This is a genomic window from Pseudomonas sp. URMO17WK12:I7 (genome assembly GCF_003269045.1).
Taxonomy (GTDB): domain Bacteria; phylum Pseudomonadota; class Gammaproteobacteria; order Pseudomonadales; family Pseudomonadaceae; genus Aquipseudomonas; species Aquipseudomonas putida_J.
Genome location: NZ_QLTL01000019.1, coordinates 12,700 through 38,047, shown reverse-complemented (window position 1 = coordinate 38,047; position 25,348 = coordinate 12,700). Strand labels below are relative to the sequence as shown.

At 63.5% G+C, this 25,348-nt stretch carries 23 protein-coding genes and 2 pseudogenes; 13 read left to right on the top strand and 12 right to left on the bottom strand.

Going from position 1 to position 25,348, the window contains the following annotated elements:
* The first annotated feature begins 89 nt into the window (after positions 1–89).
* On the top strand, positions 90–1,610 hold the full coding sequence (locus H040_RS22945) for an NCS1 family nucleobase:cation symporter-1 (protein WP_027918788.1): 1,521 nt from the start codon (positions 90–92) through the stop codon (positions 1,608–1,610).
* A 275-nt stretch (positions 1,611–1,885) separates the two neighbouring features.
* Here H040_RS22945 and H040_RS22940 read toward each other — a convergent pair whose 3' ends face one another.
* The 6 genes from H040_RS22940 to pstS form a co-directional block, all read right to left on the bottom strand.
* Entirely contained in the window at positions 1,886–2,506 is a 621-nt protein-coding gene (locus H040_RS22940) for a hypothetical protein (RefSeq protein WP_027918789.1), read from the bottom strand.
* Entirely contained in the window at positions 2,506–3,204 is a 699-nt protein-coding gene (locus tag H040_RS22935; protein WP_027918790.1) for a hypothetical protein, read from the bottom strand. The genes H040_RS22940 and H040_RS22935 overlap by 1 nt, the downstream gene beginning before the upstream one ends.
* Before the next feature lie 96 nt (positions 3,205–3,300).
* The gene (gene pstB / locus H040_RS22930) at positions 3,301–4,062 is read right to left on the bottom strand and encodes a phosphate ABC transporter ATP-binding protein PstB (RefSeq protein ID WP_050437214.1); all 762 of its coding nucleotides are present in this window, start codon (positions 4,060–4,062) and stop codon (positions 3,301–3,303) included.
* A gap of 75 nt (positions 4,063–4,137) precedes the next feature.
* Positions 4,138–5,031 (bottom strand): phosphate ABC transporter permease PstA, encoded by an 894-nt coding sequence (gene pstA / locus H040_RS22925; RefSeq protein WP_027918792.1) that lies wholly within the window; start codon positions 5,029–5,031, stop codon positions 4,138–4,140.
* Positions 5,031–5,996 carry a phosphate ABC transporter permease subunit PstC gene (gene pstC, locus H040_RS22920; protein ID WP_027918793.1) on the bottom strand — a complete coding sequence of 322 codons (966 nt, stop codon included), beginning with the start codon at positions 5,994–5,996 and terminating at the stop codon, positions 5,031–5,033. Before pstC ends, pstA begins: the two co-directional genes overlap by 1 nt.
* A 74-nt stretch (positions 5,997–6,070) precedes the next feature.
* Entirely contained in the window at positions 6,071–7,099 is a 1,029-nt protein-coding gene (gene pstS, locus H040_RS22915; protein WP_027918794.1) for a phosphate ABC transporter substrate-binding protein PstS, read from the bottom strand.
* 187 nt (positions 7,100–7,286) lie between these two features.
* Here pstS and ppk2 point away from each other — a divergent pair, with 187 nt between their 5' ends.
* On the top strand, positions 7,287–8,204 hold the full coding sequence (gene ppk2, locus H040_RS22910; RefSeq protein ID WP_027918795.1) for a polyphosphate kinase 2: 918 nt from the start codon (positions 7,287–7,289) through the stop codon (positions 8,202–8,204).
* Positions 8,205–8,222: 18 nt separating this feature from the next.
* Here the strand turns inward: ppk2 and H040_RS22905 are convergent, their stop codons facing one another.
* Complete coding sequence (locus H040_RS22905) at positions 8,223–8,714, bottom strand: GNAT family N-acetyltransferase (protein ID WP_027918796.1); 492 nt, start codon at positions 8,712–8,714, stop codon at positions 8,223–8,225.
* A 170-nt stretch (positions 8,715–8,884) separates the two neighbouring features.
* On the opposite strand from H040_RS22905, the gene H040_RS22900 reads away from it, so the two are divergent.
* The 4 genes and pseudogenes from H040_RS22900 to H040_RS22885 all read left to right on the top strand — a co-directional run.
* Entirely contained in the window at positions 8,885–9,568 is a 684-nt protein-coding gene (locus tag H040_RS22900) for a type 1 glutamine amidotransferase domain-containing protein (protein WP_027918797.1), read from the top strand.
* Between the two features lie 171 nt (positions 9,569–9,739).
* Positions 9,740–11,209, top strand: a complete 1,470-nt coding sequence (locus tag H040_RS22895; protein ID WP_081784280.1) for an MFS transporter — start codon at positions 9,740–9,742, stop codon at positions 11,207–11,209.
* 81 nt (positions 11,210–11,290) lie between these two features.
* On the top strand, positions 11,291–11,665 hold the full coding sequence (locus H040_RS22890; RefSeq protein ID WP_027918799.1) for a hypothetical protein: 375 nt from the start codon (positions 11,291–11,293) through the stop codon (positions 11,663–11,665).
* 12 nt (positions 11,666–11,677) lie between these two features.
* Positions 11,678–12,035, top strand: a pseudogene (locus tag H040_RS22885) (5,10-methylene tetrahydromethanopterin reductase); the annotation flags it as partial.
* A gap of 107 nt (positions 12,036–12,142) precedes the next feature.
* Here H040_RS22885 and H040_RS22880 read toward each other — a convergent pair.
* Complete coding sequence (locus H040_RS22880) at positions 12,143–12,676, bottom strand: cupin domain-containing protein (protein WP_027918800.1); 534 nt, start codon at positions 12,674–12,676, stop codon at positions 12,143–12,145.
* Between the two features lie 149 nt (positions 12,677–12,825).
* Here H040_RS22880 and H040_RS22875 point away from each other — a divergent pair, with 149 nt between their 5' ends.
* The 4 genes from H040_RS22875 to H040_RS22860 are packed head-to-tail and all read left to right on the top strand — an operon-like array spanning position 12,826 to position 18,335.
* The gene (locus H040_RS22875; protein WP_027918801.1) at positions 12,826–14,613 is read left to right on the top strand and encodes a thiamine pyrophosphate-requiring protein; all 1,788 of its coding nucleotides are present in this window, start codon (positions 12,826–12,828) and stop codon (positions 14,611–14,613) included.
* 19 nt (positions 14,614–14,632) lie between these two features.
* Positions 14,633–15,139 carry a (2Fe-2S)-binding protein gene (locus H040_RS22870; protein WP_027918802.1) on the top strand — a complete coding sequence of 169 codons (507 nt, stop codon included), beginning with the start codon at positions 14,633–14,635 and terminating at the stop codon, positions 15,137–15,139.
* Positions 15,136–16,137 carry an FAD binding domain-containing protein gene (locus tag H040_RS22865; protein WP_027918803.1) on the top strand — a complete coding sequence of 334 codons (1,002 nt, stop codon included), beginning with the start codon at positions 15,136–15,138 and terminating at the stop codon, positions 16,135–16,137. The genes H040_RS22870 and H040_RS22865 overlap by 4 nt, the downstream gene beginning before the upstream one ends.
* On the top strand, positions 16,134–18,335 hold the full coding sequence (locus H040_RS22860) for a xanthine dehydrogenase family protein molybdopterin-binding subunit (RefSeq protein ID WP_027918804.1): 2,202 nt from the start codon (positions 16,134–16,136) through the stop codon (positions 18,333–18,335). The genes H040_RS22865 and H040_RS22860 overlap by 4 nt, the downstream gene beginning before the upstream one ends.
* Before the next feature lies 1 nt (position 18,336).
* Here H040_RS22860 and xth read toward each other — a convergent pair whose 3' ends face one another.
* The 4 genes and pseudogenes from xth to H040_RS22840 form a co-directional block, all read right to left on the bottom strand.
* Positions 18,337–19,128, bottom strand: a complete 792-nt coding sequence (xth, locus tag H040_RS22855; RefSeq protein WP_027918805.1) for an exodeoxyribonuclease III — start codon at positions 19,126–19,128, stop codon at positions 18,337–18,339.
* Positions 19,125–19,367, bottom strand: a complete 243-nt coding sequence (locus H040_RS22850; protein ID WP_027918806.1) for a hypothetical protein — start codon at positions 19,365–19,367, stop codon at positions 19,125–19,127. The genes xth and H040_RS22850 overlap by 4 nt, the downstream gene beginning before the upstream one ends.
* Positions 19,368–19,863: 496 nt before the next feature.
* Positions 19,864–20,136 (bottom strand): annotated as a pseudogene (locus tag H040_RS27535) (LysR family transcriptional regulator); the annotation flags it as partial.
* 155 nt (positions 20,137–20,291) lie between these two features.
* Positions 20,292–21,179, bottom strand: a complete 888-nt coding sequence (locus tag H040_RS22840; RefSeq protein ID WP_027918808.1) for a LysR substrate-binding domain-containing protein — start codon at positions 21,177–21,179, stop codon at positions 20,292–20,294.
* 95 nt (positions 21,180–21,274) lie between these two features.
* On the opposite strand from H040_RS22840, the gene H040_RS22835 reads away from it, so the two are divergent.
* Genes H040_RS22835 through H040_RS22825 form a run of 3 tightly spaced genes read left to right on the top strand, consistent with a single transcriptional unit; the run spans position 21,275 to position 25,323 of the window.
* Positions 21,275–22,717, top strand: a complete 1,443-nt coding sequence (locus tag H040_RS22835) for an aldehyde dehydrogenase family protein (protein ID WP_027918809.1) — start codon at positions 21,275–21,277, stop codon at positions 22,715–22,717.
* 13 nt (positions 22,718–22,730) lie between these two features.
* Complete coding sequence (locus H040_RS22830; protein WP_027918810.1) at positions 22,731–23,717, top strand: dipeptidase; 987 nt, start codon at positions 22,731–22,733, stop codon at positions 23,715–23,717.
* Positions 23,718–23,772: 55 nt separating this feature from the next.
* On the top strand, positions 23,773–25,323 hold the full coding sequence (locus tag H040_RS22825; protein ID WP_027918811.1) for a BCCT family transporter: 1,551 nt from the start codon (positions 23,773–23,775) through the stop codon (positions 25,321–25,323).
* The last annotated feature ends 25 nt before the right edge of the window (positions 25,324–25,348 follow it).

Sequence of the window (25,348 nt, the reverse complement as noted above, 5' to 3'; positions counted from 1 at the left end):
GTGAATTCCCCCCTCGTTCACGGATTGGTACGAATCTTGTTTGTATACAAATACCAACAATAAAAGTACACAACCATCATGGAGTCCCGATGGCGTCGATTTCCCGTTCCGATGTTGGCCAGCTTGCCGATCTCCCCGCCGAGACGACTGACCCCAGTCAACTGCAAATGAGCCCGCGCCTGTACAGTGCCGACCTTGCTCCGACCCGCGCGGCAAACCGCACCTGGGGGCGCTACAGCCTGTTTGCCCTGTGGACCAATGATGTGCACAACATCGCCAACTACTCCTTCGCCATCGGCCTGTTCGCTTTGGGCATGAGCGGCGCGCAGATCCTCGCCGCCTTCGCGCTGGGTGCGCTGGTGATCTACGGCCTGATGAACCTGTCTGGCTACATGGGGCAGAAGACCGGCCTGCCCTACCCCGTGATGTGCCGAATCAGCTTTGGCATCCACGGTGCCCAGATTCCGGCACTGATCCGCGCGGTGATCGCCATCGCCTGGTTCGGCATCCAGACCTACCTCGCCTCGGTGGTGCTGCGCGTCCTGCTCACCGCCATCGCGCCAGACCTCAAGTCCTATGACCAGAATTCGATGCTTGGCCTGTCGACCCTGGGCTGGGTTACCTTCCTCGGCATCTGGTGCGTGCAAGTGGCGATCTTCGCCTACGGCATGGAGATGGTACGCCGCTTCGAATCCCTCGCCGGGCCGATCATCCTGGTCGCTTTCACCGGCCTGGCGGGCTGGATGTACTGGCGCAGTGGCCTGTCGATCGCCTGGTCCAGCGGCAACGCGCCGACCGGCCCCACGATGTGGCTGAAAGTGCTCGGTGCCGCCGCGCTGTGGGTCTCGCTGTACGGGACCATGATTCTCAACTTCTGCGATTTCACCCGCAACTGCCCGGACCGACGCACGATCAGCGTGGGCAATTTCTGGGGCCTGCCGGTGAACATGCTTGGCTTCGCGCTGATCGCCGTGGTGCTCGCCGGCGCGCAGTTCAGCATCGACGGCAAGCTGGTACAGAGCCCAAGCGAAATCGTCGCCGCCATCCCCAACACCGCCGGCCTGGTGCTGGCCTGCCTGGCCTTCCTGCTCGTCACCGTGGCGGTGAACATCATGGCCAACTTTGTCGCCCCGGCCTTCGTGCTCACCAACCTGGCACCGAAGGTGCTGAACTTCCGCCGCGCGGGCTTGCTGAGCGCCACCATCGCGGTGCTGATCCTGCCCTGGCACCTGTACAACAGCCCGTCGGTGATCGTGTATTTCCTCGGCGGCCTGGGTGCCCTGCTCGGCCCGCTGTACGGCATCATGGTCACCGATTACTACCTGGTACGCCGCAGCCGGGTAAACCTGCCGCAGCTGTACAGTGAAAGCCCCGAGGGCGCCTATCACTATCGCGGCGGGGTCAACCTGCGTGCTGTGGCGGCGTTTGTCCCGGCCTCGCTGATCGCCATCCTGCTGGCGTTGGTGCCGGCATTCGAAACGCTGTCGCAGTTCTCCTGGTTCTTTGGCGCCGGCCTGGGCGGGCTGATCCACTACGCGCTCGCCAACCGCAGCACCCGGTACCTGGAAGTGTCTGGCGAAAGCATCGCCGTGGACAGCGCGCATCACTGAGTTTTGCCTGCCGTCAGATGTGCAGTGCCTGTGAGATCGAGCGCCGCCCGCGCGGCGCATCGCGGATAAATCCGCTCCTACACCTGTTGCAACGTGCCGAACCTGTTACGCCATGATTGCCCGCCCTGGCGCTTGACTTGAGCCGTGCATACCGGCTGACAACTATGGTTGGCCACGTTGCAACAAATGTAGGATTTATCCGCGATGCGCCGCGCGGGCGGCGCTCGATCTCACAGGCGCTGCATCTCTCTGCGTTTACGAGCCCACTCGGACAGTCAGGAAGCCAGCGCTTGCGAACGCCGCGGCGTCGGTGCCTCGTACCGCTGGGGTTGCTGCCAGGCCAGCTGGGCCTGCACCTGTTCAGCGGCATCCATGACCTTCTGCGCCCAGCGGTCATCTTCCGGGTTGACCACGACCACACGGAAACCGTGGTCGTAGCCCTCGATGCCGACCCCTTCGGAATCATCGACGTGCAAGTCGATGTCGAACGCTGGTGGATACTTCGAAGGGGCATTCTCAAGCCCGTGCAGCGACAAAACGTGCTGGTGGCGATCGCTGTTGACCACGCCGTCAACGTGAATGCCGTAAAGCATCAGCCAGCGGCGGATATAGGCCGGTGTGCGCCCCGAAGAGGTGTAGATCCAGATGCTGCAGCCTTGGCGGCGCAGGTCGCGGATCAATGAACGCGTGCCGCTGCGCAGCGGTTCGCCCAGCCAGCGGTGGATGAACGTCGGCAGCTTGCTGTGTTCTTCATCGGCGTGGTGAGGCAGGCAGGCCAGTGTGTCATCGATATCGAAGGAAATGCGCATCTGCGGGCGCCTGAATTTACGCCCGATGGCTTGCCACGCACGTCGCCCACTGGCCCTGCCTTGCTCTAGCATCGAATACCTTTCCATCATCGGCTCCCCTGACGGGCCGGCACGCAGGTGCCGCGCAGGAAGAACTTGTCGGGTTCAGGCGCCTTCGCTTCGAGGAAGGCTGCGTACTTTTTCTTGATCTTGGGCAATTCGTACAAAGCCTTCACACCATGCTTGGCGGAGTTGCGAATGACCGAGGACGGGTTGAAGTAGCCCTCGGCGTTGTCCAGCGTCAACACGAACGGCGGCAACCCTGCACGCATCAGCAGGTAGCTGACGATGAGCGACCCCGTGCGGTTGTTGCCTTCGATGAACAGCTGCGGCTTGCTGAGGATGCGTACATAGACCCCGGCTGCCCGCTTCCAGATCGACTCGCTGCGGTACGAGCAATACCAGTTGTACAGGTCCTTGATGCCGCCTTCGACGTTGTTGAAAAAGCGTGCCTCAGTGGCCTCGAGGTGTGGGGCGAACTCGCGGCGGCGCGCCGGGTCACTGCCGCACAGCACGGTGGCGTTGATCTCCAGCATCAGGTTCAGCTGCTGCAGGTCGAACAGGTCCACACCCCGTGCGACATAGTCGTCAATCAAGGCATAGCCTTCAAGCACATTGAGCAGCACCTCGTCGGTGAACGGATCACGCGGCTCGGTGAAGTGCTGGCTGAGTTCGGCAAAGCGGCCCTGCACTTCGCGAAGTGCGCGCTCTACCGCTGGCAGGTCAAGACGACATGTCGCATCCATTGGTAATCTCTTGAAACAGAACAATCGTTAAAGCGACCCACCCCGCTCGGCCTTCCTGGCCTGCGGGGTGGGTCGCCGGGGGGGGGGGGCGCTGGCTCAGCTGAACTTGCCGCTGATGTAGTCACTGGTCAGTTGTTCACGCGGATTCTGGAAGATCTGCGTGGTCGGGCCCATCTCTACCAGGTAACCGGTGCGGGTGCCCTGGGAGATGTCGACCGAGAAGAACGCGGTGGTGTCGGCCACACGAATCGCCTGCTGCATGTTGTGGGTCACCAAGGCGATGGTGTAGTCCTTTTTCAGCTCGACCATCAGCTCTTCCACCCGGCGGGTGGCGATCGGGTCGAGTGCCGAGCACGGCTCGTCGAGCAGCAGCACTTCAGGCTCAGTGGCGATCGCGCGGGCGATGCACAGGCGCTGCTGCTGGCCGCCGGACAGCGACAGGCCGCTGACCTTCAGCTTGTCCTTGACCTCATCCCACAGCGCAGCGCCTTGCAGGGCGTGCTTGACGCGGTCGCCGATGTCGCCCTTGTAGCGGTTCAAGCGCAGGCCGAAGGCGACGTTGTCGAAGATGCTCATCGAGAACGGGTTTGGCTGCTGGAACACCATGCCGATATAACGGCGCACCACCACCGGGTCCACGCCCTTGCCGTAGACATCCTGGCCAAGGAAGTGCACATGACCTTCGAAGCGGAAGCCTTTGACCAGGTCGTTCATGCGGTTGAGGCTGCGCAGCACGGTACTCTTGCCGCAGCCGGACGGGCCAATGAAACCGGTGATCTCGTTTTTCCTGATCGGTACGTGGCTGTCGCGGACCGCCATGAAGTTGCCGTAGAAAATCTTGTCCAGCTTGCAGTCCATGACAATTGGCGCTTCGCTGACCAAGGGAGCGGCTCTTTGCGCTGTAGATACGTTCACGGTCGAATGCTCCCTTTCTCAGTACTTGGGCTTGCCGAAAATACGGCTAAGAATGTTGACTACCAGCACGATCATCACCAACACCAGCGAGGCCGCCCAGGCGAGCTCCAGCTGGTTGTCGAACGGCATGCCGGAGAAGTTGTAGATCAGTACGGCAAGCGATGCCGTGGGGTTCATGACGGCCAGGCTGCCGTCGTGGTAGATCCAGTAGTTGCTGAACAGTGCGGTAAACAGCAGCGGTGCGGTTTCACCTGCAGCCCGGGCCACGGCCAGCATGACGCCGGTGAGGATCGCCGGCATGCCGGTTGGCAGCACGATCTTCCAGATCACCTGGGCGCGGGTGCAACCCATGCCATAGGCGGCGTCCTTCATGATCTTGGGCACCATCTTCATGGCTTCTTCAGCAGTCAGCACGACGATCGGCAGCATCAGTACCGCCAGCGCCACGCCACCGGCCGGGGCCGAGTAGGTACCGGTGGTCATCACCACCAGGGCGTAGGCGAATACACCGGCGAGGATCGACGGCAGGCCGGTGAGCATTTTTGCCGCGAAGCGCGAAGCGTTCGCCAGCTTGCTCTCGGGCCCGAGTTCGGCGAGGAACACCGCCGCCAGGATGCCGACCGGCACCGCGATGGCTGCGGCGATGCCGACCATGACGAAAGTACCGGCCAAGGCGTTACCAAAACCACCGCCCATCTCGAAACCGGTGGGTGGCAGCTCGGTGAACACTTCCAGGCTCAGCCGTGCACCGCCGCGGGTGATCAGCATGTACAGCACGGAAATCAGGGGCACGCTGGCCAGCAGGGCCACGCACCAGACCGTGGAGGTCAGCACCAGGCTGCGCAAGGCGCGGCCTTCGAAGCGACGCTGCAGGCTGGGCAATGCCGTAGTTGCCGCTGTGAGGTCAGTCATTATTTGTTACCCCGCTGGGCGTAGAGCATGATCATCGAACCGAACACGTTCACCAGCAAGGTGATGAACATCAGGACCAGGGCGGCGTACATCAGCACTTCGATCTCGTTCGGCCCGGCCTCAGGGAAGTTCAGCGCCAGCAAGGCTGCCAGCGTGTTGGCCGGGGCAAACAGGGACAGGGTGATGGTGTTGGCGTTACCGACCAGCATCGCCAGGGCCATTGTTTCGCCCAGTGCGCGGCCAAGGCCCAGCACCAGGGAACCAAAGATGCCGGTGGCGGCCGACGGCACCATCACCTTGAGGATGGCTTCCCAATGGGTGGTGCCCATGCCATAGGCCGCCTGCTTGGTCTTCATCGGTACGCTGGTCAGCGCATCCTGGGAAACGGCGGCAATGGTCGGCAGGATCATGATCGCCAGCACCAACGCCGCCGGCAGCAGGCCGGGGCCACTCAGGGAGGTGCCGAAGAACGGGATCCAGCCCAGCTCGCTGTTCAGCCAGGCGGTCAGGGGCCGGATGGCCGGAATCACTACATAGATGCCCCACAGGCCATAAACGACGCTGGGGATGGCGGCGAGCAGCTCGACGATGGTGCGAAACACCGCGGCAAGCCTCGCCGGCAAGAAATCCTGGGTAAGGAAAATGGCCATGCTGACGCCGAAGAAACCTGCGATCAACAAGGCAATCAGGGCGCTGTAAAGCGTGCCCCAGATGGCGGGCAAAATGCCGTACTTGCCCTGGTTGACGTCCCACACACTGCCGAACAGCACGTCGAAACCGTGCTTTTCCATTCCTGGAAGTGCTTTGCGTCCTACTTCGTATACCAACGCGAAAACCAGCGCGAGAATCAGCACAACACCGATACGTGCAAGGGCACGGAAGGTGCGGTCGACCAGGAAGTCCTTGGTGGACGGCGGCTGGCACGCGGAGCCTGGGTTATCCGGTATGGCAAAAGGTGTGTTCATTTGGCTGATTCCGGGACTAGGGGCAAACACGCCCGGCACGGTGGGTCACACCACGCCGGGAGCGCCTGACGGTGTTACTGGATGCTTTGCGACGCTTTGCGCACTTCGTCGACAACCGACGGCGGCAGCGGGATGTAGCCCATCGAGTCGGCGATCTTCTGACCGTGGGTGAGGCCGTACTCGACCATGTCACGCATGGCCTTGGCCTTTTCCGGGCTGCCGTTGTCCTTGCGGAAGATCATCCAGGTGTAGGAAGTGATCGGGTAGGACTTGGCACCTTCCGGGTCCGGCAGGTGAGCAATCAGGTTTTCCGGCATTTTCACCGCAGCCAGTGCTTCGGCACCGCTCTCGGCGTTCGGCACGACGTATTGGCCGGCCTTGTTTTCCAGCTCGGCGAAGTCGACCTTGGCCAGCTTGGCGAAGCCGTATTCGATGTAACCGATGGCGCCCGGGGTCTGGCGAACGGTGGCGGTCACGCCGTCGTTTTTCGGCGACTTGATGAACTTGTCGGTGGCCGGCCAGTTGACGGTATTGCCTTCACCCAGGTCTTTCTTGAAGTCGGCGTTGATGGCCGACAGGTGCTTGGTGAAGACGGCGTTGGTACCGCTGGAGTCGGCACGCACGACCACGGTGATCGGCAGATCAGGCAGCTTCAGGCCTGGGTTGGCCTTGGCGATCAGTGGGTCGTTCCACTTGGTGATCTTGCCCAGGAAGATGTTGGAGTACACATCGCGTGGCAGCTTCAGGCCTTTCGGATTGCCTGGCAGGTTGTAGGCCAGGACGATTTCACCGGCGGTCATCGGCAGCAGCTGTACGCCCTCGCCGACCTTGGCAATGTCTGCTTCGCTCATGGCCGAGTCGCTGGCTGCGAAGTCGACGGTCTTGTTCAGGAAGTCCTGAACACCCGCCCCGCTCCCCTTGGACTGGTAGTCAACGGTAACGCCAGCAGTGTTCTTGCTGAAGTCCTTGAACCAGGTCAGGTAGATAGGCGCAGGGAAACTGGCGCCGGAACCGGTCAGGCGAACGTTGTCTGCGGCAAAGGCCGAAGTGGCGCTAAGCGAGACGGCAACAGCGAGTGCAGCAGACTTCATCAGGCGTATCATGGAAAAAGCGCTCCGTGTGATGGCCGACACACTTTGCAGCAGCTGTGTTACAGCTTTGTGACTATTGAATGGCAGTCGATGCATTACCCCCCTCTAGTACGGGGGCTGACAGGCAGCGGGCTGTCATTTCGTGGTAACCAAATATGACTAAACACGTTGCCATCATCCCCCGACGCGAGTGCCCGCCATGTCCCCCACCGAACACACCTTGATCAGGCGCATCCATCGCGAGCTGCTGGACCACAGTGATGAAGAGCTGGAACTGGAACTGGCCGAGGACGGCCATGACCTCGATGCCCTGTTTGACGAGGACATGGAGGAAGGCAGCGCAAAGGCCGCGCGACGCACCTACTTCCGCGAGCTGTTCCGCCTGCAGGGTGAGCTGGTGAAACTGCAGAGCTGGGTGGTGAAGACCGGCCACAAGGTGGTCATCCTGTTCGAAGGCCGCGATGCGGCTGGCAAGGGTGGCGTGATCAAGCGCATCACCCAGCGCCTCAACCCCCGGGTATGCCGGGTGGCGGCATTGCCGGCACCCAATGACCGGGAACGCACGCAGTGGTACTTCCAGCGTTACGTTTCGCATCTGCCCGCAGCGGGCGAGATCGTGCTGTTCGACCGCAGCTGGTACAACCGCGCAGGCGTCGAGAAAGTCATGGGCTTTTGCAACGACGACCAGTACGAAGAGTTTTTCCGCAGCGTGCCGGAGTTCGAACGCATGCTGGCCCGCTCGGGCATCCAGCTGATCAAGTACTGGTTTTCCATATCCGACCAGGAACAGCACCTGCGCTTTCTCAGCCGCGTGCATGACCCACTCAAGCAATGGAAACTCAGCCCCATGGACCTGGAGTCGCGTCGGCGCTGGGAGGCCTACACCAAGGCCAAGGAAGTCATGCTCGAACGCACCCACATCGCCGAAGCGCCCTGGTGGGTGGTGCAGGCCGATGACAAGAAGAAGGCCAGGCTCAACTGCATCCATCACCTGCTTGGGCAAATGCCCTATGAAGAAGTGCAGGTGCCGACGATCGAGCTGCCGCAACGGGTCAGGAAAGAGGACTACATCCGCAACCCGACCCCCAGCGATATCATCGTGCCACAAGTGTACTGAGACAGCGGGCTGACGGGCTCAAAGCACCATAACCATTTCATGCCAGGCCATGCCACCGTGGTCCGAGGGCGAAGGCCGCACATACTGGTAGCCCATCTTGCGGTACAGCTCGACATGCTGTTGCTTGCACATCAGGTGGATGGTCTGCTTGCCCTGGGCCTTCATGCGCGTGATGAATTCGCCCATCAGCCGCTTGGCGTAGCCCTTGCCCTGGTGGGCAGGGTCTACCACCACCGACATGATCACCACGTTGGGCGCCAGCGGGTCATGGCCGACCAGTTCCTTGAAGGCCTCGTCGGACATCACCACATCGTGGGCACAGCCGCTGTTGATGAAGCCGACGATGCCATGCGCGTCTTCAAGCAGCAGGAAGCCTTCAGGGTATTGGCTGATGCGCGTGCGGATCTTTTCCAGCGTGGCCGCTTCGTCACCCTCGTAGGCACCGATCTCGATCGCGAAGCAGCGCTCGGCGTCACGCACGACAGGCTGGCGGAATGACGTGTTGCTCATGGGTATGCATCCATAAAATGAAATGATCGTGCCCATAGGGTAATTGAGCCGGGCTGCAAACTCCGCATCCTTTTCGAGCGTTATGATGGAACGCCTGCTGCGCGCTGCCCTCCCACCTTTATGCAGGGCGAACAGCGCGCTGCCTATTCACTTCTGGAGCAATGGCCCGCATGAAAAAGATCCTGATGGTGCTCACCTCGCACGACCAGTTGGGGGATACCGGCAAGAAAACCGGCTTCTGGCTGGAAGAATTCGCTGCGCCTTACTACGTGTTCGTCGACGCCCACGCCGACGTCACCCTTGCCTCGCCCAAAGGCGGCCAGCCACCGCTAGACCCGAAAAGCGACGAACCGGACGCCCAGACCGACGCCACCCGGCGCTTTGCCAGCGACACTGACGGGCAGATGGCCCTGGCCGACACGGTGCCGCTGGGCGAAATCGACCCCTACCACTTCGATGCGGTGTTCTACCCCGGTGGCCACGGGCCGCTGTGGGACCTGGCCGAGGACAAGGACTCGAAGGCCTTGCTCGAAGCGTTCTATGCCGCCAACAAGCCGATTGCCGCAGTGTGCCACGCGCCAGGCGTATTCAAGCACGTCAAGGCGCCAGACGGGCATCCGGTGGTCAAAGGCAAGAAGGTCACCGGCTTCGCCAACAGTGAAGAACAGGCCGTGGGCTTGTCCGAGGTGGTGCCATTCCTGGTTGAGGACATGCTCAAGGCCAATGGCGGCGAGTACTCCAAAGCTGTGGACTGGGCAAGTCATGTGGTCGAGGACGGCCATTTGATCACCGGGCAGAACCCCGCCTCATCCGAGGCGGCGGCCCAGGCACTGCTCAAGCGACTGGCGCCCTGACACGCAGCGGACCTGTGCAGCCGAGCACTAGGGCTGCCTGGGCCTGGCGGACGGGCACGGGTCGCTCAAGCAGCTAGCTCACAATGCTCTTGGAGGAGCGGCCTTGCCGGGGCGCCGGACCGGCAAGGCCGCTCCTACGGCCCGCGCAAGTCTGTCAGAGAAGGAATTGCAGTGACGACCCAAGCTTTGCAGCAGCCCAACGATGGCTCGGGACGCCTTTACAGCACCGACATCCCCGCCCGCCTCGACCGCCTGCCGTGGACGCGTTTTCACACCTTGCTGGTGTTGGCGCTGGGTATCACCTGGCTGCTCGACGGCCTTGAAGTCACCCTTGCAGGTTCGGTAGCCGGCGCGCTCAAGAACAGCCCTGCACTGCACATGAGCAACACCGACATCGGCCTGGCAGGCGCCAGCTACATCGCCGGTGCGGTGCTCGGCGCGCTGTTCTTCGGCTGGCTGACCGACCGCCTGGGCCGGCGTCGACTGTTTTTCATCACCTTGTTCCTCTACATCGGTGCCACGGCGGCAACGGCGTTTTCGTGGAGCCTGTGGAGCTTCCTGGTGTTCCGCTTCCTGACCGGTGCCGGCATCGGCGGCGAGTACACGGCGATCAATTCGACCATCCAGGAGTTCACCCCGGCACGCTACCGCGGCTGGGTCGACCTGACCATCAACGGCACCTTCTGGATCGGCGCCGCACTCGGCGCAGGCGGTGCCGTGATCCTGCTCGACCCGGCGGTTGCCGGTGGCGAACTCGGTTGGCGTTTGTGCTTCGGCATCGGCGCAATGCTGGGCCTGCTGATCATGCTGATGCGTTTGTGGATACCCGAAAGCCCACGTTGGCTGATGATCCACAACCAGCCGGAGCGCGCCGAACGCATCGTCGCCAACATCGAACGCCATTACCACCAGCGCGGGATCGCAATTGCGCCGTTGCAGGGCCCTCCCCTGCGCCTTCGCGCACGGGACCATACGCCCCTGCCAGAGGTGTTCCAGAGCCTGTTCGTCGAGCATCGCCGCCGCGCCCTGGTAGGCCTGACCTTGCTCACCGCGCAGGCATTCTTCTACAACGCGATCTTCTTCACCTATGCGCTGGTGCTGACCGATTTCTACGCCGTGCCGTCGGCCAAGGTGGGTTGGTACATCCTGCCCTTCGCGCTCGGCAATTTCTGCGGCCCGCTGCTGCTTGGACGGCTGTTCGACGTGATCGGCCGGCGCATCATGATCAGCGCGACCTACCTGATCTCGGGCGTGTTGCTGACGGTCAGCGGCTACCTGTTCCAGCAGGAACTGATCGACGTGACCCAGCAGACCGTGGCCTGGATGGTGATCTTCTTTTTCGCCTCTGCGGCCGCCAGTTCGGCTTACCTCACCGTGGCGGAAACCTTCCCGCTGGAAATCCGTGCGCTGGCCATTGCCGTGTTCTATGCGTTCGGCACCGGCTTGGGTGGCCTGATCGGGCCGACACTGTTCGGCGCGCTGATCGAAACCGGCGAGCGCATCAATGTGCTGTACGGCTACCTGATCGGCGCAGCGCTGATGATCATCGCTGCCGTGACCCAGGCCATGTGGGGCGTGGCCGCCGAGCGGCGTTCACTCGAACAGGTGGCCAGGCCGCTGTCGCAGATCAGCGAGCCGTGACCCACCGCCCGTCCCTTCGATGGCACTGCCGATGGCCCTGAACGCTCAACCCTGCAAGCCCACCACGCAGGAGTGATCGCCATGCCACGCGGCGACAAGGACACATACACCGACAAGCAAAAGCGCAAGGCCGCGCACATCGAAGAAAGCTACGAGCACAAGGGCGTGCCGAAGGATGAAGCCGAGGCGCGCGCCTGGGCTACCGTGAACAAGCAGTCCGGCGGTGGCGAGAAGGCGGGTGGGTCGGGCAGCGAAACCTCAGCCGGCGAGCAGAAAAGCGCCCGTTCCGATTCGGCCAAGCGCGCCGCCAAGTCCCGTGAGGGACATTCCCGGACATCGAGCACCTCGCTGGAAAGCCAGACCAAGGCAAGCCTGCTCAAGGAGGCGCGCAGCAAGGACATCAAGGGCCGTTCGAGCATGACCAAGGCAGAGCTGGTGCAAGCCCTGCGCAAGTGATCATGTTGTCGGCGCAGCATGGGCCAGCCGCCCCTCAGCCACGATCAGCGCTATGCATGGCCGAGGAGTACCTTCACGTCTGCTACAAGCTCTGGGAAACCAGCTGGGACGACGACGCAGTGCAGGCCGACCGGCAAAGCGGAGTGTACGCCGACCCACGCAAGGTCCACGGCATCGACCACCAGGGCACTTGGTTCAAGGTGCCGGGCTTTCATTTGAGCGAACCCTCGCCGCAACGCTCGCCGGTGATCTACCAGGCGGGCGCGCCTTCGCTGCCGCCAATGCCGAGTGTGTGTTCGTCGCCGCGCCCAGCAAGGCGGTGCTGCGCAAACAGCTGGCCGAACTGCGCGCTGCTGTCCTTGATCGAGACGAATATGGGGATCGCGCTCAGCTGCCAACCACGGCATCGAGCGGTGTTTTGCTCCACGCGAAAAGCCTAAGGCGTCCCCTTCAGGGGTTACAGCGACATGTACGCAGTCAATTGCATGATGTTCGACGATGCCAGCGGCTCATCGGCGCACCGGTGACAGGGTCCTGTTCAGGGTCCGGGACAGCGGCAATGCGCGCCAGCACTTGCTGGTGAGCCGCCCGGTCAGGGCGTTGGATGTCGTAATCTTCCTGCCCGCGCGGATAGGCGCCAACCACCAGAAAGTCCTCGCTGCAGGCGATGCAGCGATGCCCCGTCCCGGCCGGCAACACCAGTACGTCACCTGCCTTCACGCTCAGCGTCTGCCCCGCCTCCCCCCCCAGCGTCACCCGCGCATGACCACGGGCAATACCCAGTACTTCGTGAGCGTTGGGATGGAAGTGGTGGTAATCGAAAATCCCGTCACGCCAGAGTGGGGTCCACTGGTACCCCGCGAACAGTGCCTCGAAGCCAGCGGCAGTGTCCTGCGCGGCGTCGAGCTGCAAGTGGTAGAGCAAGACCGGCAAACGGCTGTTGGGGGTTGCCCCGTCATCTGCGAAGCACAGGGTCTGTACAGCGACATTCACGGTGTCGATTTCCATCATGAGTTGAGCGTCCTGACCAGGTTCTCGGTCTGCTTGAGAACGCCCGGCACGTTGCGCGGTTCCGGTCAGCCGACCGACGTGAACACCATTGAAACTTTCTCCGGGCGTACCCAGTCCAGACCCTATCGACGACAGACCGGGAGAGGACTATGACTGGCACGGTAGGCGACTTTCTGGTGGAGCGCTTGTATCAATGGGGTGTGCGGCGCATCTTCGGCTACCCTGGCGATGGCATCAACGGCGTGTTCGGCGCGCTGAACCGCGCCAACGGCAAGATCGAGTTCATCCAGGCCCGCCACGAGGAAATGGCCGCGTTCATGGCCAGCGCCCACGCCAAGTTCACCGGCGAGCTTGGCGTGTGCATCGCCACCTCTGGCCCCGGCGCCTCGCACCTGCTCACCGGCCTGTACGATGCGCGTATGGACCATCAGCCGGTGCTGGCCATTGTCGGCCAGCAAGCGCGAGCGGCCCTGGGCGGGCACTACCAGCAAGAGCTGGACCTGCTGTCGATGTTCAAGGACGTGGCCGGTGCGTTCGTCCAGCAGGCCTCAACGCCAGAGCAAGTCCGGCACCTGCTCGACCGCGCCGTGCGCACGGCGGTCGGCGAGCGCCGTGTCACCGCCATCATCCTGCCCAACGACTTACAGGACCTGCCCTACGCAGAGCCGCCCAGGGCCCACGGCACGGTGCATTCCGGCATCGGCTACAGCAAGCCCAAAGTCGTGCCCTTCGAGGAAGACCTACAGCGTGCTGCCGATGTGCTCAATGCCGGGCGCAAGGTGGCGATGCTGGTCGGGGCCGGCGCGCTTCAGGCAACCGGGGAGGTCATTGCGGTGGCCGAAAAACTCGGCGCGGGCGTGGCCAAGGCGCTGCTTGGCAAGGCCGTACTGCCAGACGACCTGCCTTGGGTCACCGGCTCCATCGGCCTGCTCGGCACCGAACCCAGCTACCAGCTCATGAGCGAATGCGACACCTTGCTGATGATCGGCTCCGGCTTCCCCTATTCCGAGTTCCTGCCCAAGGAAGGACAGGCCCGAGGCGTGCAGATCGACCTGCAGCCCGACATGCTCAGCCTGCGTTACCCGATGGAGGTCAACCTGGTCGGCGATGCTGCGCAGACCCTGCAAGCGCTGCTGCCATTGCTCGATCAGCAGCACGACATGCGCTGGCGCGACAAGGTCGTACACTGGCGCGCACGTTGGGAGAAGACTCTGGAGAAACGCGCGTTGGCCAAGGCCGACCCGATCAACCCGCAGCGCGTGGCATACGAGCTCTCCCCTCGCCTGCCCGAGCACGCCATCGTCACCAGTGACTCAGGCTCCTGCGCCAACTGGTTCGCCCGTGATGTGCAGATACGCCAAGGCATGCAGTGCTCGCTGTCTGGGGGCCTTGCCAGCATGGGCGCAGCCGTGCCCTACGCCATCGCCGCCAAGTTCGCTCACCCGCAGCGGGCGGTGGTGGCCCTGGTCGGTGACGGCGCCATGCAGATGAGCAACCTGACCGAGCTGATCACCGTTGCGAAGTACTGGCAGCAATGGGACAACCCGCAGTGGATCTGCGCGGTGTTCAACAACGAGGACCTCAACCAGGTCACCTGGGAGCAGCGGGTCATGGAGGGCGACCCGAAGTTCGAGGCCTCGCAATCGATACCCGACGTGCCCTACCACCTGTTCGCCATTTCCATTGGCCTGCAAGGCATCTACGTGGACCGCGAGGAGGACATCGCCAGCGCCTGGGAACGGGCCCTGGCTGCCGACCGGCCCGTGCTGATCGAGTTCAAGACCGACCCGAACGTGCCCCCCCTGCCGCCGCACATCAAGCTGGAACAGGCGAAGAAGTTCGCCAGCACCCTGCTCAAGGGCGACCCGGACCAGGCCGGGGTGATCGTGCAAACGGCCAAGCAGGTGCTCAGCTCGGTGTTGCCCGGGAAGAAATAACCAACCGTGAGGACCTTTCATGAGTGCGATCTCCCCCGAGGGCGCCAAGGCGCACCTCATACACCTGATGCTCAATGGCCAGGCCCGTTCACTGCACGTCCTACCGTGGACCACGCTGTTGGATCTGCTGCGCGAACAGCTGGACCTGATCGGCACCAAGAAAGGCTGTGACCACGGCCAGTGCGGCGCTTGCACGGTGTTGCGCGACGGCCAGCGGGTGAATGCCTGCCTGACGCTCGCCGTGATGTGCGACGGCGCCGAACTGGTGACCATCGAAGGCCTCGCCGATGGCGAACAGCTGCACCCCATGCAACGCGCCTTCATCCGCCATGATGCATTCCAGTGCGGCTACTGCACCCCCGGGCAGATCTGTTCGGCCATAGGCCTGGCCCACGAAGGGCGGGCCGACAGCCGCGCAGCCATCAGCGAACAGATGAGCGGCAACCTGTGCCGTTGTGGTGCCTATGCCAACATCGTCGCGGCCGTGGAAGAAGCCCTGCCGTTGATGCAGCAGGTGCGCCCATGAACCCGTTCAGTTACCACAAACCGGCCTCCATCAGCGAAGCCATCAGCCTCGTGGATCTGTCGTCGCAGTTCATCGCCGGCGGCACCAACCTGGTCGACCTGATGAAGGAGAATGTGGTGCGCCCCGAGCGCCTGATCGATATAACAGGCCTGCCGCTCAGGGGCATCGAAGCCACTGCAAACGGCGGCCTGCGCGTCGGCGCACTGGTAAGCAACGCCGAACTGGCCTGGCACCCGTTGGTCGAGCAAGGCTATCCACTGCTGGCCCAGGCGATCCTCGCCGGTGCCTCACCGCAGCTGCGCAACATGGCGAGCACCGGCGGTAACCTGCTACAACGCACCCGTTGTTATTACTTCTACGACACCGGCACTCCCTGCAACAAGCGCCAACCCGGCAGTGGCTGCCCGGCACGCACCGGCCTGAACCGCATCCATGCCATCCTCGGTGCCAGCGACGCCTGTGTCGCGACCCATCCCTCGGATATGTGCGTCGCGCTGGCGGCACTGGAAGCCGTGGTGCACGTGCAAGGCCGTGCCGGTATGCGCCAGATCCCGCTGACCGACTTCCACTGCCTGCCCAGTGACCTGCCTCAGCGCGACAATCAGTTGGCCGATGACGAACTGATTACCGCCGTCGAATTGCCACCGCCGCACTTCGCCACGCATTGCAACTACCTGAAGATTCGCGACCGGGCGTCTTATGCCTTCGCCTTGGTCTCGGTCGCGGCAGCGCTGAGGATCGAGGACGGCGTGATCAGGGATGCACGAATTGCGCTGGGCGGCGTGGCTCACAAGCCGTGGCGCGAGCCGGCGGCTGAACGCGTACTGACCGGCCAGGCAGCCAGCCTGACGCTGTTCGCCCAGGCCGCCGACGTGCTGCTGCAGGGCGCCAGACCGTTGCAGCATAACGGCTTCAAGGTACCCCTTGCCCATCGGGCAATCGTAAGGGCGTTGAATGAGGCCGCTGTTGGACAGCCTTACCCAGGAGCAACCGCATGAACAGCATGCCCCCCGTGATCGGCCAGCCGCTCGACCGAGTGGATGGCATGGCAAAAGTGACCGGCCAGGCGCGCTATGCCGGTGAATACCCCGAAGCGGGACTGCTGCATGGCAGTGTCGTCTGCAGCACCATCGCCCGTGGACGGGTGCTGCGCATCGACAGCAGCCAAGCGCTGAAGGTCCCCGGCGTGATTGCGGTGCTGGACCACGCCCACCGCCCTGCGGTGTCGAGTTATGACGACGACTACAGTGACGCCGACTCGGCCAAGGGCGCGCCTTTTCGCCCACTGTTCAATGATCGCGTGCTTTATAACGGGCAACCCCTGGCGTTGGTCGTTGCCGAAAACCTTGAGCTGGCCTGTTACGCTGCCTCGCTGGTGCAGATCGAATACAGCGAAGAAGCCCACCAGACCGACCTGCTCGCCGTGCTCGACCAGAGCCATCAGGCCCCGGCCAAGACACCACCGGCCCGTGGCGACTTCGCCGGGCAGTTCGCCAAGGCAGCGATCACCGTCGATGCAACCTACCTGACGGCGAACGAGCATCACAACCCCATGGAGCCCCACGCATCGACGGTGTTTTACCAGGCCGATGGTTCGCTGCAAATCCACGACAAAACCCAAGGCCCGCAAAACTGCCAGGACTATCTGCACAAAGTATTCGGCATGTCGAAAGACAAGGTCCGGGTATTGGCCGCGTACGTGGGGGGTGCCTTCGGTTCGGGGCTGCGTCCGCAGTATCAGTTGCCCTTGGCGGTCATGGCTGCATTGCATCTGAAGCGCTCGGTACGGGTCACACTCACCCGCCAGCAGATGTTCACCTTCGGTTACCGCCCCCGCACCCAGCAGCGTCTTCGCCTGGGTGCCAGTGCCGACGGCCGGCTGGTAGCAGTCGCCCACGACGCCATTGCTCAGACCTCACGTTTCGAGGACTTCACCGAGCACCTGGTGGAATGGAGCGGCATGCTTTACCGCTGCGACAACGTGGCGCTGAGTTACCGCCTCGTTCCGCTCGACGTGTTCACCCCGCTGGACATGCGCGCCCCAGGTGCCGGCTCGGGAGTACTCGCGTTGGAATGCGCGATGGACGAATTGGCCTGTGCGGCAAAGCTTGACCCGCTTGAGTTGCGCCGGGCCAATTTTGCCGACCACAACGGCAATGAAGGCAAACCCTACTCCAGCAAGCAATTACTCGCCTGTTACGCGCAGGGCGCCGCGCACTTCGGCTGGGCCAACCGCAATCCCGAGCCGCGCAGCATGCGCAGCGGCAGGCATCTGGTTGGCTGGGGCATGGCGGGCGGTGTCTGGGAAGCCATGCAGATGACAGCCAGTGCCAACGCCAGGCTGGACGGCCAAGGGCACTTGACGGTCAGCAGTGCGACCACCGACATCGGCACCGGTACCGGTACGGTGATGAGCCAGATCGCGGCCGATGCTGCCGGTCTCAGGTTGGAAGACGTGACGTTCTTACTGGGCGATTCTTCCTTGCCAACCGCGCCATTGCAGGGTGGTTCCTTTACCGTCTCATCGGTAGGCTCGGCAGTGCAGCAAGCCTGCCAGATCCTGCGCAGCAAAGTGCTGCAAAGCGCCCGCTCGACCCATCCCGCGCTAGCCAGCCAGCCGCTGGACGCCATTACCTTTGCCGATGGGTACCTGCAGTTCGATGGGCAGCGGATTGCCTTGTCGGAGATTGCGGCCAAGTCCAAAGAGGGCTACTTCGAGGCACAGGTCAAGGCAGAGCCAAGCGCCAAGCGTAAACCGTTCTCCACTGCGACGCATTCGGCAGTCTTCGTCGAGGTCCAGGTCGACCAGGACCTTGGCACGATTACCGTCACCCGGGTTGTCAGTGCTGTGGCGGCGGGCCGCGTGGTCAATCCGAAAACTGCACGGAGCCAGATTCTTGGCGGCGTCGTGTGGGGCCTGGGCATGGCCCTGCATGAACAAGCTCAGACAGACCACGAACAGGGCCGGGTACTCAACCACAACCTGGCCGAATACCACATTCCGGTGAATGCCGACGTCGGTGATATCGAGGTGATTTTCGTCGAAGAGCAGGACGACATCGTCAACGAACTAGGCTCGAAAGGCGTCGGTGAGATCGGCGTGGTCGGCGTCGCGGCGGCGGTCGCCAATGCGGTCTACCATGCCACCGGCAAGCGGATCAGGGCGTTTCCGATCACCCTCGATACGTTGTTGTAGCTCACTTTTTACGCGTGCCCAGCTCGATCCAGACCGGTGCGTGGTCACTGGCCTTGGCTTCGTTGCGCACCCAGGCATCGACGCCTGCACGCTTCAGGTAAGGCGCGAGGTCGGGGTTGAGCAGCAGGTGGTCGATGCGTAACCCGGCGTTGCGCGCCCAGTGATTGCGAAAGTAATCCCAGAAGGTGTACACGCGCTCGTCAGGGTGCAGATAGCGAATGGCATCGACCCAGCCCTGCTCCAGCAGCTGCCGGTAACGCGCTCGCGATTCGGGTTGCAGCAGGGCGTCCTTTAGCCATGAGCGCGGGTTGTAGATGTCCATGTCGGTAGGGACCACGTTGAAGTCGCCTGCCAGCAGTGTCGGGTGCCCACTGCCGTGAAGACCCTTGGCATGCTCCACCAGGCAATCGAACCAGCGCAGCTTGTAATCGAACTTCGGCCCGGGCTGCGGGTTGCCGTTCGGCAGGTACAGGCAGGCCACCAGCACACCGTGCACTGCCGCCTCCAGGTAGCGGCTCTGGCTGTCGTCTTCCATGCCGGGCAAGCCACGGCGGACCTCCAGCGGTTCGCTGCCACGCGCCAGAATCGCCACACCGTTCCATGACGGCTGGCCCTGGTAGAGGCAACCATAGCCTGCCGCCTCCAGGTCCTGACGCGGGAACTGCTGATCGGGCGCCTTGAGCTCCTGGAGGCAGGCGATGTCCGGCTGCGCCCGCTCCAGCCAGGCCAGCAGCGCCGGCAGGCGGCTGCGGATCCCGTTGATGTTGAAACTGGCGATCTTCAGCGCTTTCATGCGTCCGGGTCGCTCACGTGGGCCTGCACGGCGTCCTCCAACGCGTGCACATGGGCCTGGTCGGCCAGCGCCTTGAGCGCCAGCCAGTCGTCCCAGTCGATGGCGCCCTCGTCGCGCAGGGCCTCGGCGGTGCGAACCAGCTCAAGGTGGTAGGCATCCGGCGACGCTTGGCGGTAGCTGATGTCGTCGTACTGGGCGTACCAGGCCTCAAGCTCGGGGATGCTGCGTTCGATGCTCATGATCGGGACTCCTCGCTGTGCCCTTTGCAAGTATGAGCCCTGCCCCTTGGCAACGTTCAACCGCAGCGTCGCGGGTTCATCGATCTGCGCCATGCTTAAGCGCAAGGTCTCGCGCAACATCAGCGAACACACCGCGACCAGCGTTAGCGCCGCTGCCCCGTACAGCGCCACCCCAAGCGGATCGTGGCCGGTCAGCATCAGGATCGCCGTGGCGATGCTCGATGCCGTGCCGCCGCCCAGCGCGGCGCCGATCTGGTCACCGGCCGAAATCCCCGAGTAGCGCATGCTGCGTGGGAACTGCTCACCGAGGAAAGCCGCGATCGGGCCCTGGGTCGCGCCCATCCGCAGGCCGGTCAGGCAATACGCAATAGGCGAACAGCGCAATGGCGAAGCGCTTCATGCCCACCAGCGAGAAGAACGCGAACAGCCCCAAGGCCATGACCAGCGCGCCGAAGCCCATCACCACGCGCCGGCCCAGGCGGTCCGACAGGTAGCCGAACGACGGCGGCGCGGTGATGCGCAGGGTGCCACGCAGCGCGTACTGCCGCTGCTCCACCTCCTCGGTCACCCGCTGCAGGTGCAGCAATGCCTGGAGGGCGCCATCCAGGTACAGGTTGCCGGCCTCGGTAACGCCATGCGCCGGGTGGTGCGCTGGAACAGGCGCACGCCCAGTTCGCTTTCCAGGTGCGCGACAGCCTTGGTGATCGCCGACGGCGCTGCCGTGCTCGGCCGCCGCGACGAAGATGGTCAGGGCCATCATCTTGTCCATCGTTTATTCCTGTCAGGCACAAGCGAAATGGGCGATACAGTAATGCCCGTACCATCAAACCCTCAAATGCCGGCAAATTGAATAGGCACTGCCCATGTCGCTGCTTGCAGCAAGGCAATCATGGGTCAGGGATTATTGCCCCGGAGCGAAGAGCGCTATCCGGCACTTGCCAGGTGCACCTGCAAAAATGCCATCAGTGCGGCGGCCGCAGGGGACAAGCTGCGCCCTTTGCGCGTGAGCATGCCGATGTGCCGCTCCACCTTGGGCTCGACCAGCGGCACGAACGCCAGCTTGTCGTTCTCCAGGGGGAACGCCAGGTACGGCAAGGTGCTGATCCCGACCCCCTCCTCCAGCATCGCGATCAACGAGATCATGTTGGAGACGAACAACCGGCTATGCCCCAGCAAGCACTCGGCTTCGGTGCCGGCCAGCAGCTGCGAGGTACCGTTGCGGACCATCGGCACGCCCTGCAGCTGCGACCAGTGCAAGGCCTCGCCCGCCTGCGCCAGCGGGTGGTCGGCGCGGCACACCACGCCCACCTGATCATTGACGATCGGCGCAAACTCGAGCTGCTCGTCCTCCAGCCACAAGCTGCTGATGCCAAAATCCACCTGGCCCTGGGCCAACAACTGCTGAACGCGCTCGGCCGTGCCGTCCTGGATGCTGACCTGCACATTCGGGTGCTCGGCGACGAAACGCGCCAGTGGCCCAGGCAACATGCGGCTGGCCACCGAGGGCACGGTTGCGATGCTGACCTGGCCGATCTCGTGCCGGGCCAGTAAGGTGGCCTCGCGGGCAATGCGGTCGTGGTGCTCGATCAAGCCACGAAACAACGGCAGGCAATGCTCGCCGAACGGGGTCAGCTCCACCCGGCCACCACCCTTTTCGATCAGCGCCTGCCCCAGCTTCTGCTCAAGCTCGCGCACCGCCAGCGATATTGCCGGCTGGGTGCGAAACGCCTGGCGCGCTGCGGCGTGGAAGCTCTTGAGTTCAGCCACCAGCAAGAAGTAGCGCAGCTGGGCGATTTTCAGCTCGGGCAACATGGTTAGCGTTCCTTATCAAAGCATTTTTTTTATTAATTTTTATTTGCTGCATATTGCTCGCAAGATGAAGGCCAGGCAACCAGAGGCTTTCAGCCATGTCATTCAAGACCTACAAGAACTATATCGATGGCCAGTGGTGCGAAGGCCGCACCACCCTGGGCAACTACAGCCCCTCGGACACCCACGACCTGATCGGCGAATACCATCAGGCCAGCGCCGCACAGGCCCACCAGGCCATCCAGGCTGCCCGCGCCGCGCAACCGCAATGGGCCGCCAGCGGCCTGGAGGCCCGCCAGCAGGTGCTGATGGCCATCGGCGACGAACTGATCGCCCGCAAGCAGGAACTCGGCGAGCTGCTCTCGCGTGAAGAAGGCAAACCGTTGGCCGAAGGCGTCGGCGAGGTTCACCGCAGCGGCCAGTTCTTCCATTACTACGCAGCCGAAGTGCTGCGCCAGATGGGCGAGACCGCCGCTTCGGTGCGCCCCGGGATCGACATCGAAGTGCATCGCGAACCGGTGGGCGTGGTGGGCATCATCACCCCGTGGAACTTCCCCATGGCCACCGCCGCCTGGAAGATCGCCCCGGCGCTGGCATTCGGCAACGCCGTGGTGTTCAAGCCGGCCAACCTGGTGCCGGCCAGCGCCTGGGCGCTGACCGAGATCATCAGCCGACAGGGCCTGCCCAACGGCACCTTCAACCTGGTCATGGGCAGCGGGGCCAGCGTTGGCGAAGCCCTGGTGCAGTCGGCCGAGATCGACGCCCTGACCTTCACCGGCTCGCTGCAGACCGGCCGCCGTGTCGCGGTCGCCACCGCCGGCAACCTGGTGCGCTGCCAGCTGGAGATGGGCAGCAAGAACGCCCTGGTGGTAATGGACGATGCCGACCTCGACCTGGCCGTGGCGTGCGCCCTCAACGGTGCCTTCTTCGGCACCGGGCAGAAGTGCACGGCGTCTTCGCGGCTGATCGTCTGCGAGGGCATTCACGACCGCTTCGTCGAAGCGCTGCGCCTGCGCATGCGCCAGCTCAAGGTGGGCCATGCCCTGGAGGCCGGGGTGCAGATCGGCCCAGTGGCCGACGCCCGCCAGCTTGAACAGAACCTGCAGTACCTGCAGCTTGCCCAGGACGAAGGCGCCACCCTGATCGAAGGTGGCGAACGCCTGCAGCTTCAGAGCGACGGCTACTACATGCGCCCGGCGCTGTTCATCAACAGCCGCAACGACATGCGCATCAACCGCGAGGAAGTGTTTGGGCCCATTGCCTGTGTGATCCGCGTACGCGACTTCGACGAGGCCCTGGCCACCCTCAACGACACCGATTACGGCCTGACCGCCGGCATCATCACCCAGTCGCTGCGCCACGCCAGCGCCTTCAAGCGCGGCGCCCAGACCGGCTGCGTGATGGTCAACCTGCCCACCGCCGGTACCGACTACCACGTACCGTTCGGCGGCCGCAAAGCCTCAAGCTTCGGCCCCCGCGAACAGGGCCAGTACGCCCGCGACTTCTACACCGTGGTCAAGACCACCTACCTGCGGCCCTGAAGGAATACGCGCCATGCACGACCTCTTGATGATCGACGGCCTGCAGTACTCGAACTGGAGCCCGGAAATATTCCAGCAGATGCAGGCCGGTGGCCTGAGCGCGGTGCACGCCACCATCGCCTACCACGAGAACGCCCGCGAGACCCTGTCGCGCCTGGGTGAGTGGAACCGCCGCTTCGAAGCCTGGCCCGAACTGATCCGCCCGGTGCGCACGGCCAGCGATATTCGCCAGGCCCACGCCGAAGGCCGGGTGGGGATCTTCTTCGGCTTCCAGAACTGCTCGCCAATCGAGGACGACATCGCCCTGGTGGAGGTGTTCCGCCAGCTGGGGGTGTTCATCATGCAGCTCACCTACAACAACCAGAGCCTGCTGGCCAGCGGTTGCTACGAGCGCGAAGACAACGGCATCAGCCGCTTCGGTCGCCAGGTGATTGCCGAAATGAACCGGGTCGGCATGCTCATCGACATGTCCCACAGCGCCGAACGCAGCACGCTGGAAGCCATCGAGCTGTCGAGCCGGCCGGTGATCATCTCCCATGCCAACCCGTCGAGCTTCCACGCCGCCAAGCGCAACAAGTCAGATGCCGTGCTGCGCGGCATCGCCGAAACCGGCGGGCTGCTGGGCTTTAGCACCTACCCGTTCCACCTCAAGGGGGCGTCGGACTGCAGCCTGGAAAGCTTCTGCGACATGGTCGCACGCACCGCAGACCTGATGGGCGTGGAGCATATCGGCATCGGCACCGACCTGTGCCAGGCACAGCCGCTGGCGGTGCTCGAATGGATGCGCAATGGCCGCTGGAGCAAGGACAAGGACTACGGCGAAGGCTCCAAGGACAACGCCAACTGGCCGGCACCGTTGCAGTGGTTCCGCGACAGCCGCGACTTCCGCAATATCGCCCAGGGCCTGCGCGCCCGCGGCTTTGCAGAAGCCGAGGTGGGCAAGATCATGGGGCTGAACTGGCTGCGCCTGCTGGAGACCGCCACCACGGCACAGGCCTGAGCCCCTTGCACGGACAGCATCAACAATAACAACAATCGCAGGTTCCGGAGGCTTCATGAAAAACCCAACCACCCTGCAGGCTGAAGGCCAGGCCATGGGCCTGCCGCTGACGCGAGACATCGACTGGCCGCTGTTCCTGATCAGCGGCGGCTTCCTCGGCGCATTCCTGCTGGCGGCGCTGATCGACATCGACACGGTGTCGGCGCTGGTCAACACCCTGTTCGCCTGGTCGACCAAGGCCTTTGGCCTGTACTGGCAGGTGCTGATGCTGGCGACCTTCGCGGTCAGCCTGGCCATCGGCTTCTCCCGTTGCGGGCGCGTGCGCCTGGGCGGCGTGACCCAGCGCCCGGACATCAGCACCTTCAACTGGATCGCGGTGATCATGTGCGCCCTGCTGGCCGGCGGCGGCGCCTTCTGGGCCGCCGCCGAACCGCTGATGCACTTTGCCAGCCCGCCGCCGTTGTTCGCCGGCCTGCAACCACACAGCGAGGCCGCAGCCACCGCGGCACTGGCGCAAGCCTTCGTGCACTGGGGCTTCCTGGCCTGGGCCGTACTGGGCAGCCTGCTGGCCATCGTGCTGATGCACCTGCACTACGACAAAGGCCTGCCGCTGGCACCGCGCACCCTGCTCTACCCGTTGTTTGGCGAGCGTGCGCTGAAGGGCCCGATCGGCACCCTGGCCGACGCCACCTCGATCATCGCCGTGGTCGCCGGCACGATTGGCCCGATCGGCTTTCTCGGCTTGCAGATCAGCAGCGCCATGCATGCCGTGTGGGGCCTGCCCAACGACATCATCACCCAGTCGCTGACCATCGTGCTGGTCACGGCGATGTACACCGTGTCCTGCCTGGTGGGGCTCAAGGGCATCCGCTTCGTCAGCGAGATCAACGTCTGGCTGATGATCGGCCTGGGACTGTTCATGGTGGTGTTCGGCCCGACCCTGTTCATCCTCGGCGGCTTCCCGGCAGCCTTTGCCCTGCACATCGAGCATTTCATCCCGATGACGATGTTTCGTGCCGACCCCAAGTGGCTGGACTGGTGGACGGTGTTCTACTGGGGCTGGTTCATAGGCTATGCGCCAATGGTGGCGCTGTACGTCGCGCGGATCTCGCGGGGCCGCACCATCCGCGAGATCATCATGACGCTGTCGATCATCGCGCCGCTGGTGACCATGTTCTGGTTCACCGTGGTTGGCGGCACCGGCATCGGCCTGGAGCTGCAGACACCGGGCATCGTCACCGCCCACGGCGCGCAGCCCGAAGACCTGTTGCTGGGGGTGACGCAAAACCTGCCGCTGGGCGGCCTGATCAGTGCGCTGTTCCTGTTCCTCAGCTTCATCTCGGTGGCGACCAATGGCGATGCCATGGCCTTCACCGTGGCGCTGGCGATGTCCAGCAACGATAAACCGAAGAAGTGGCTGTGTGGTTTCTGGGCCATCGGCATGGGCCTGGCGGCGGTGGTGCTGATCACCATCGGTGCCGGCGGCGTGACGGCCCTGCAGTCCTTCATTGTCATCACCGCGGTGCCGGTTTCGCTGGTGATCCTGCCAGCGCTGTGGGATGCGGTGCGCATCGCCCGGCACATGGCCCGCGAACAAGGCGTCTGAACATGATCCATCCAGGTATGACAAC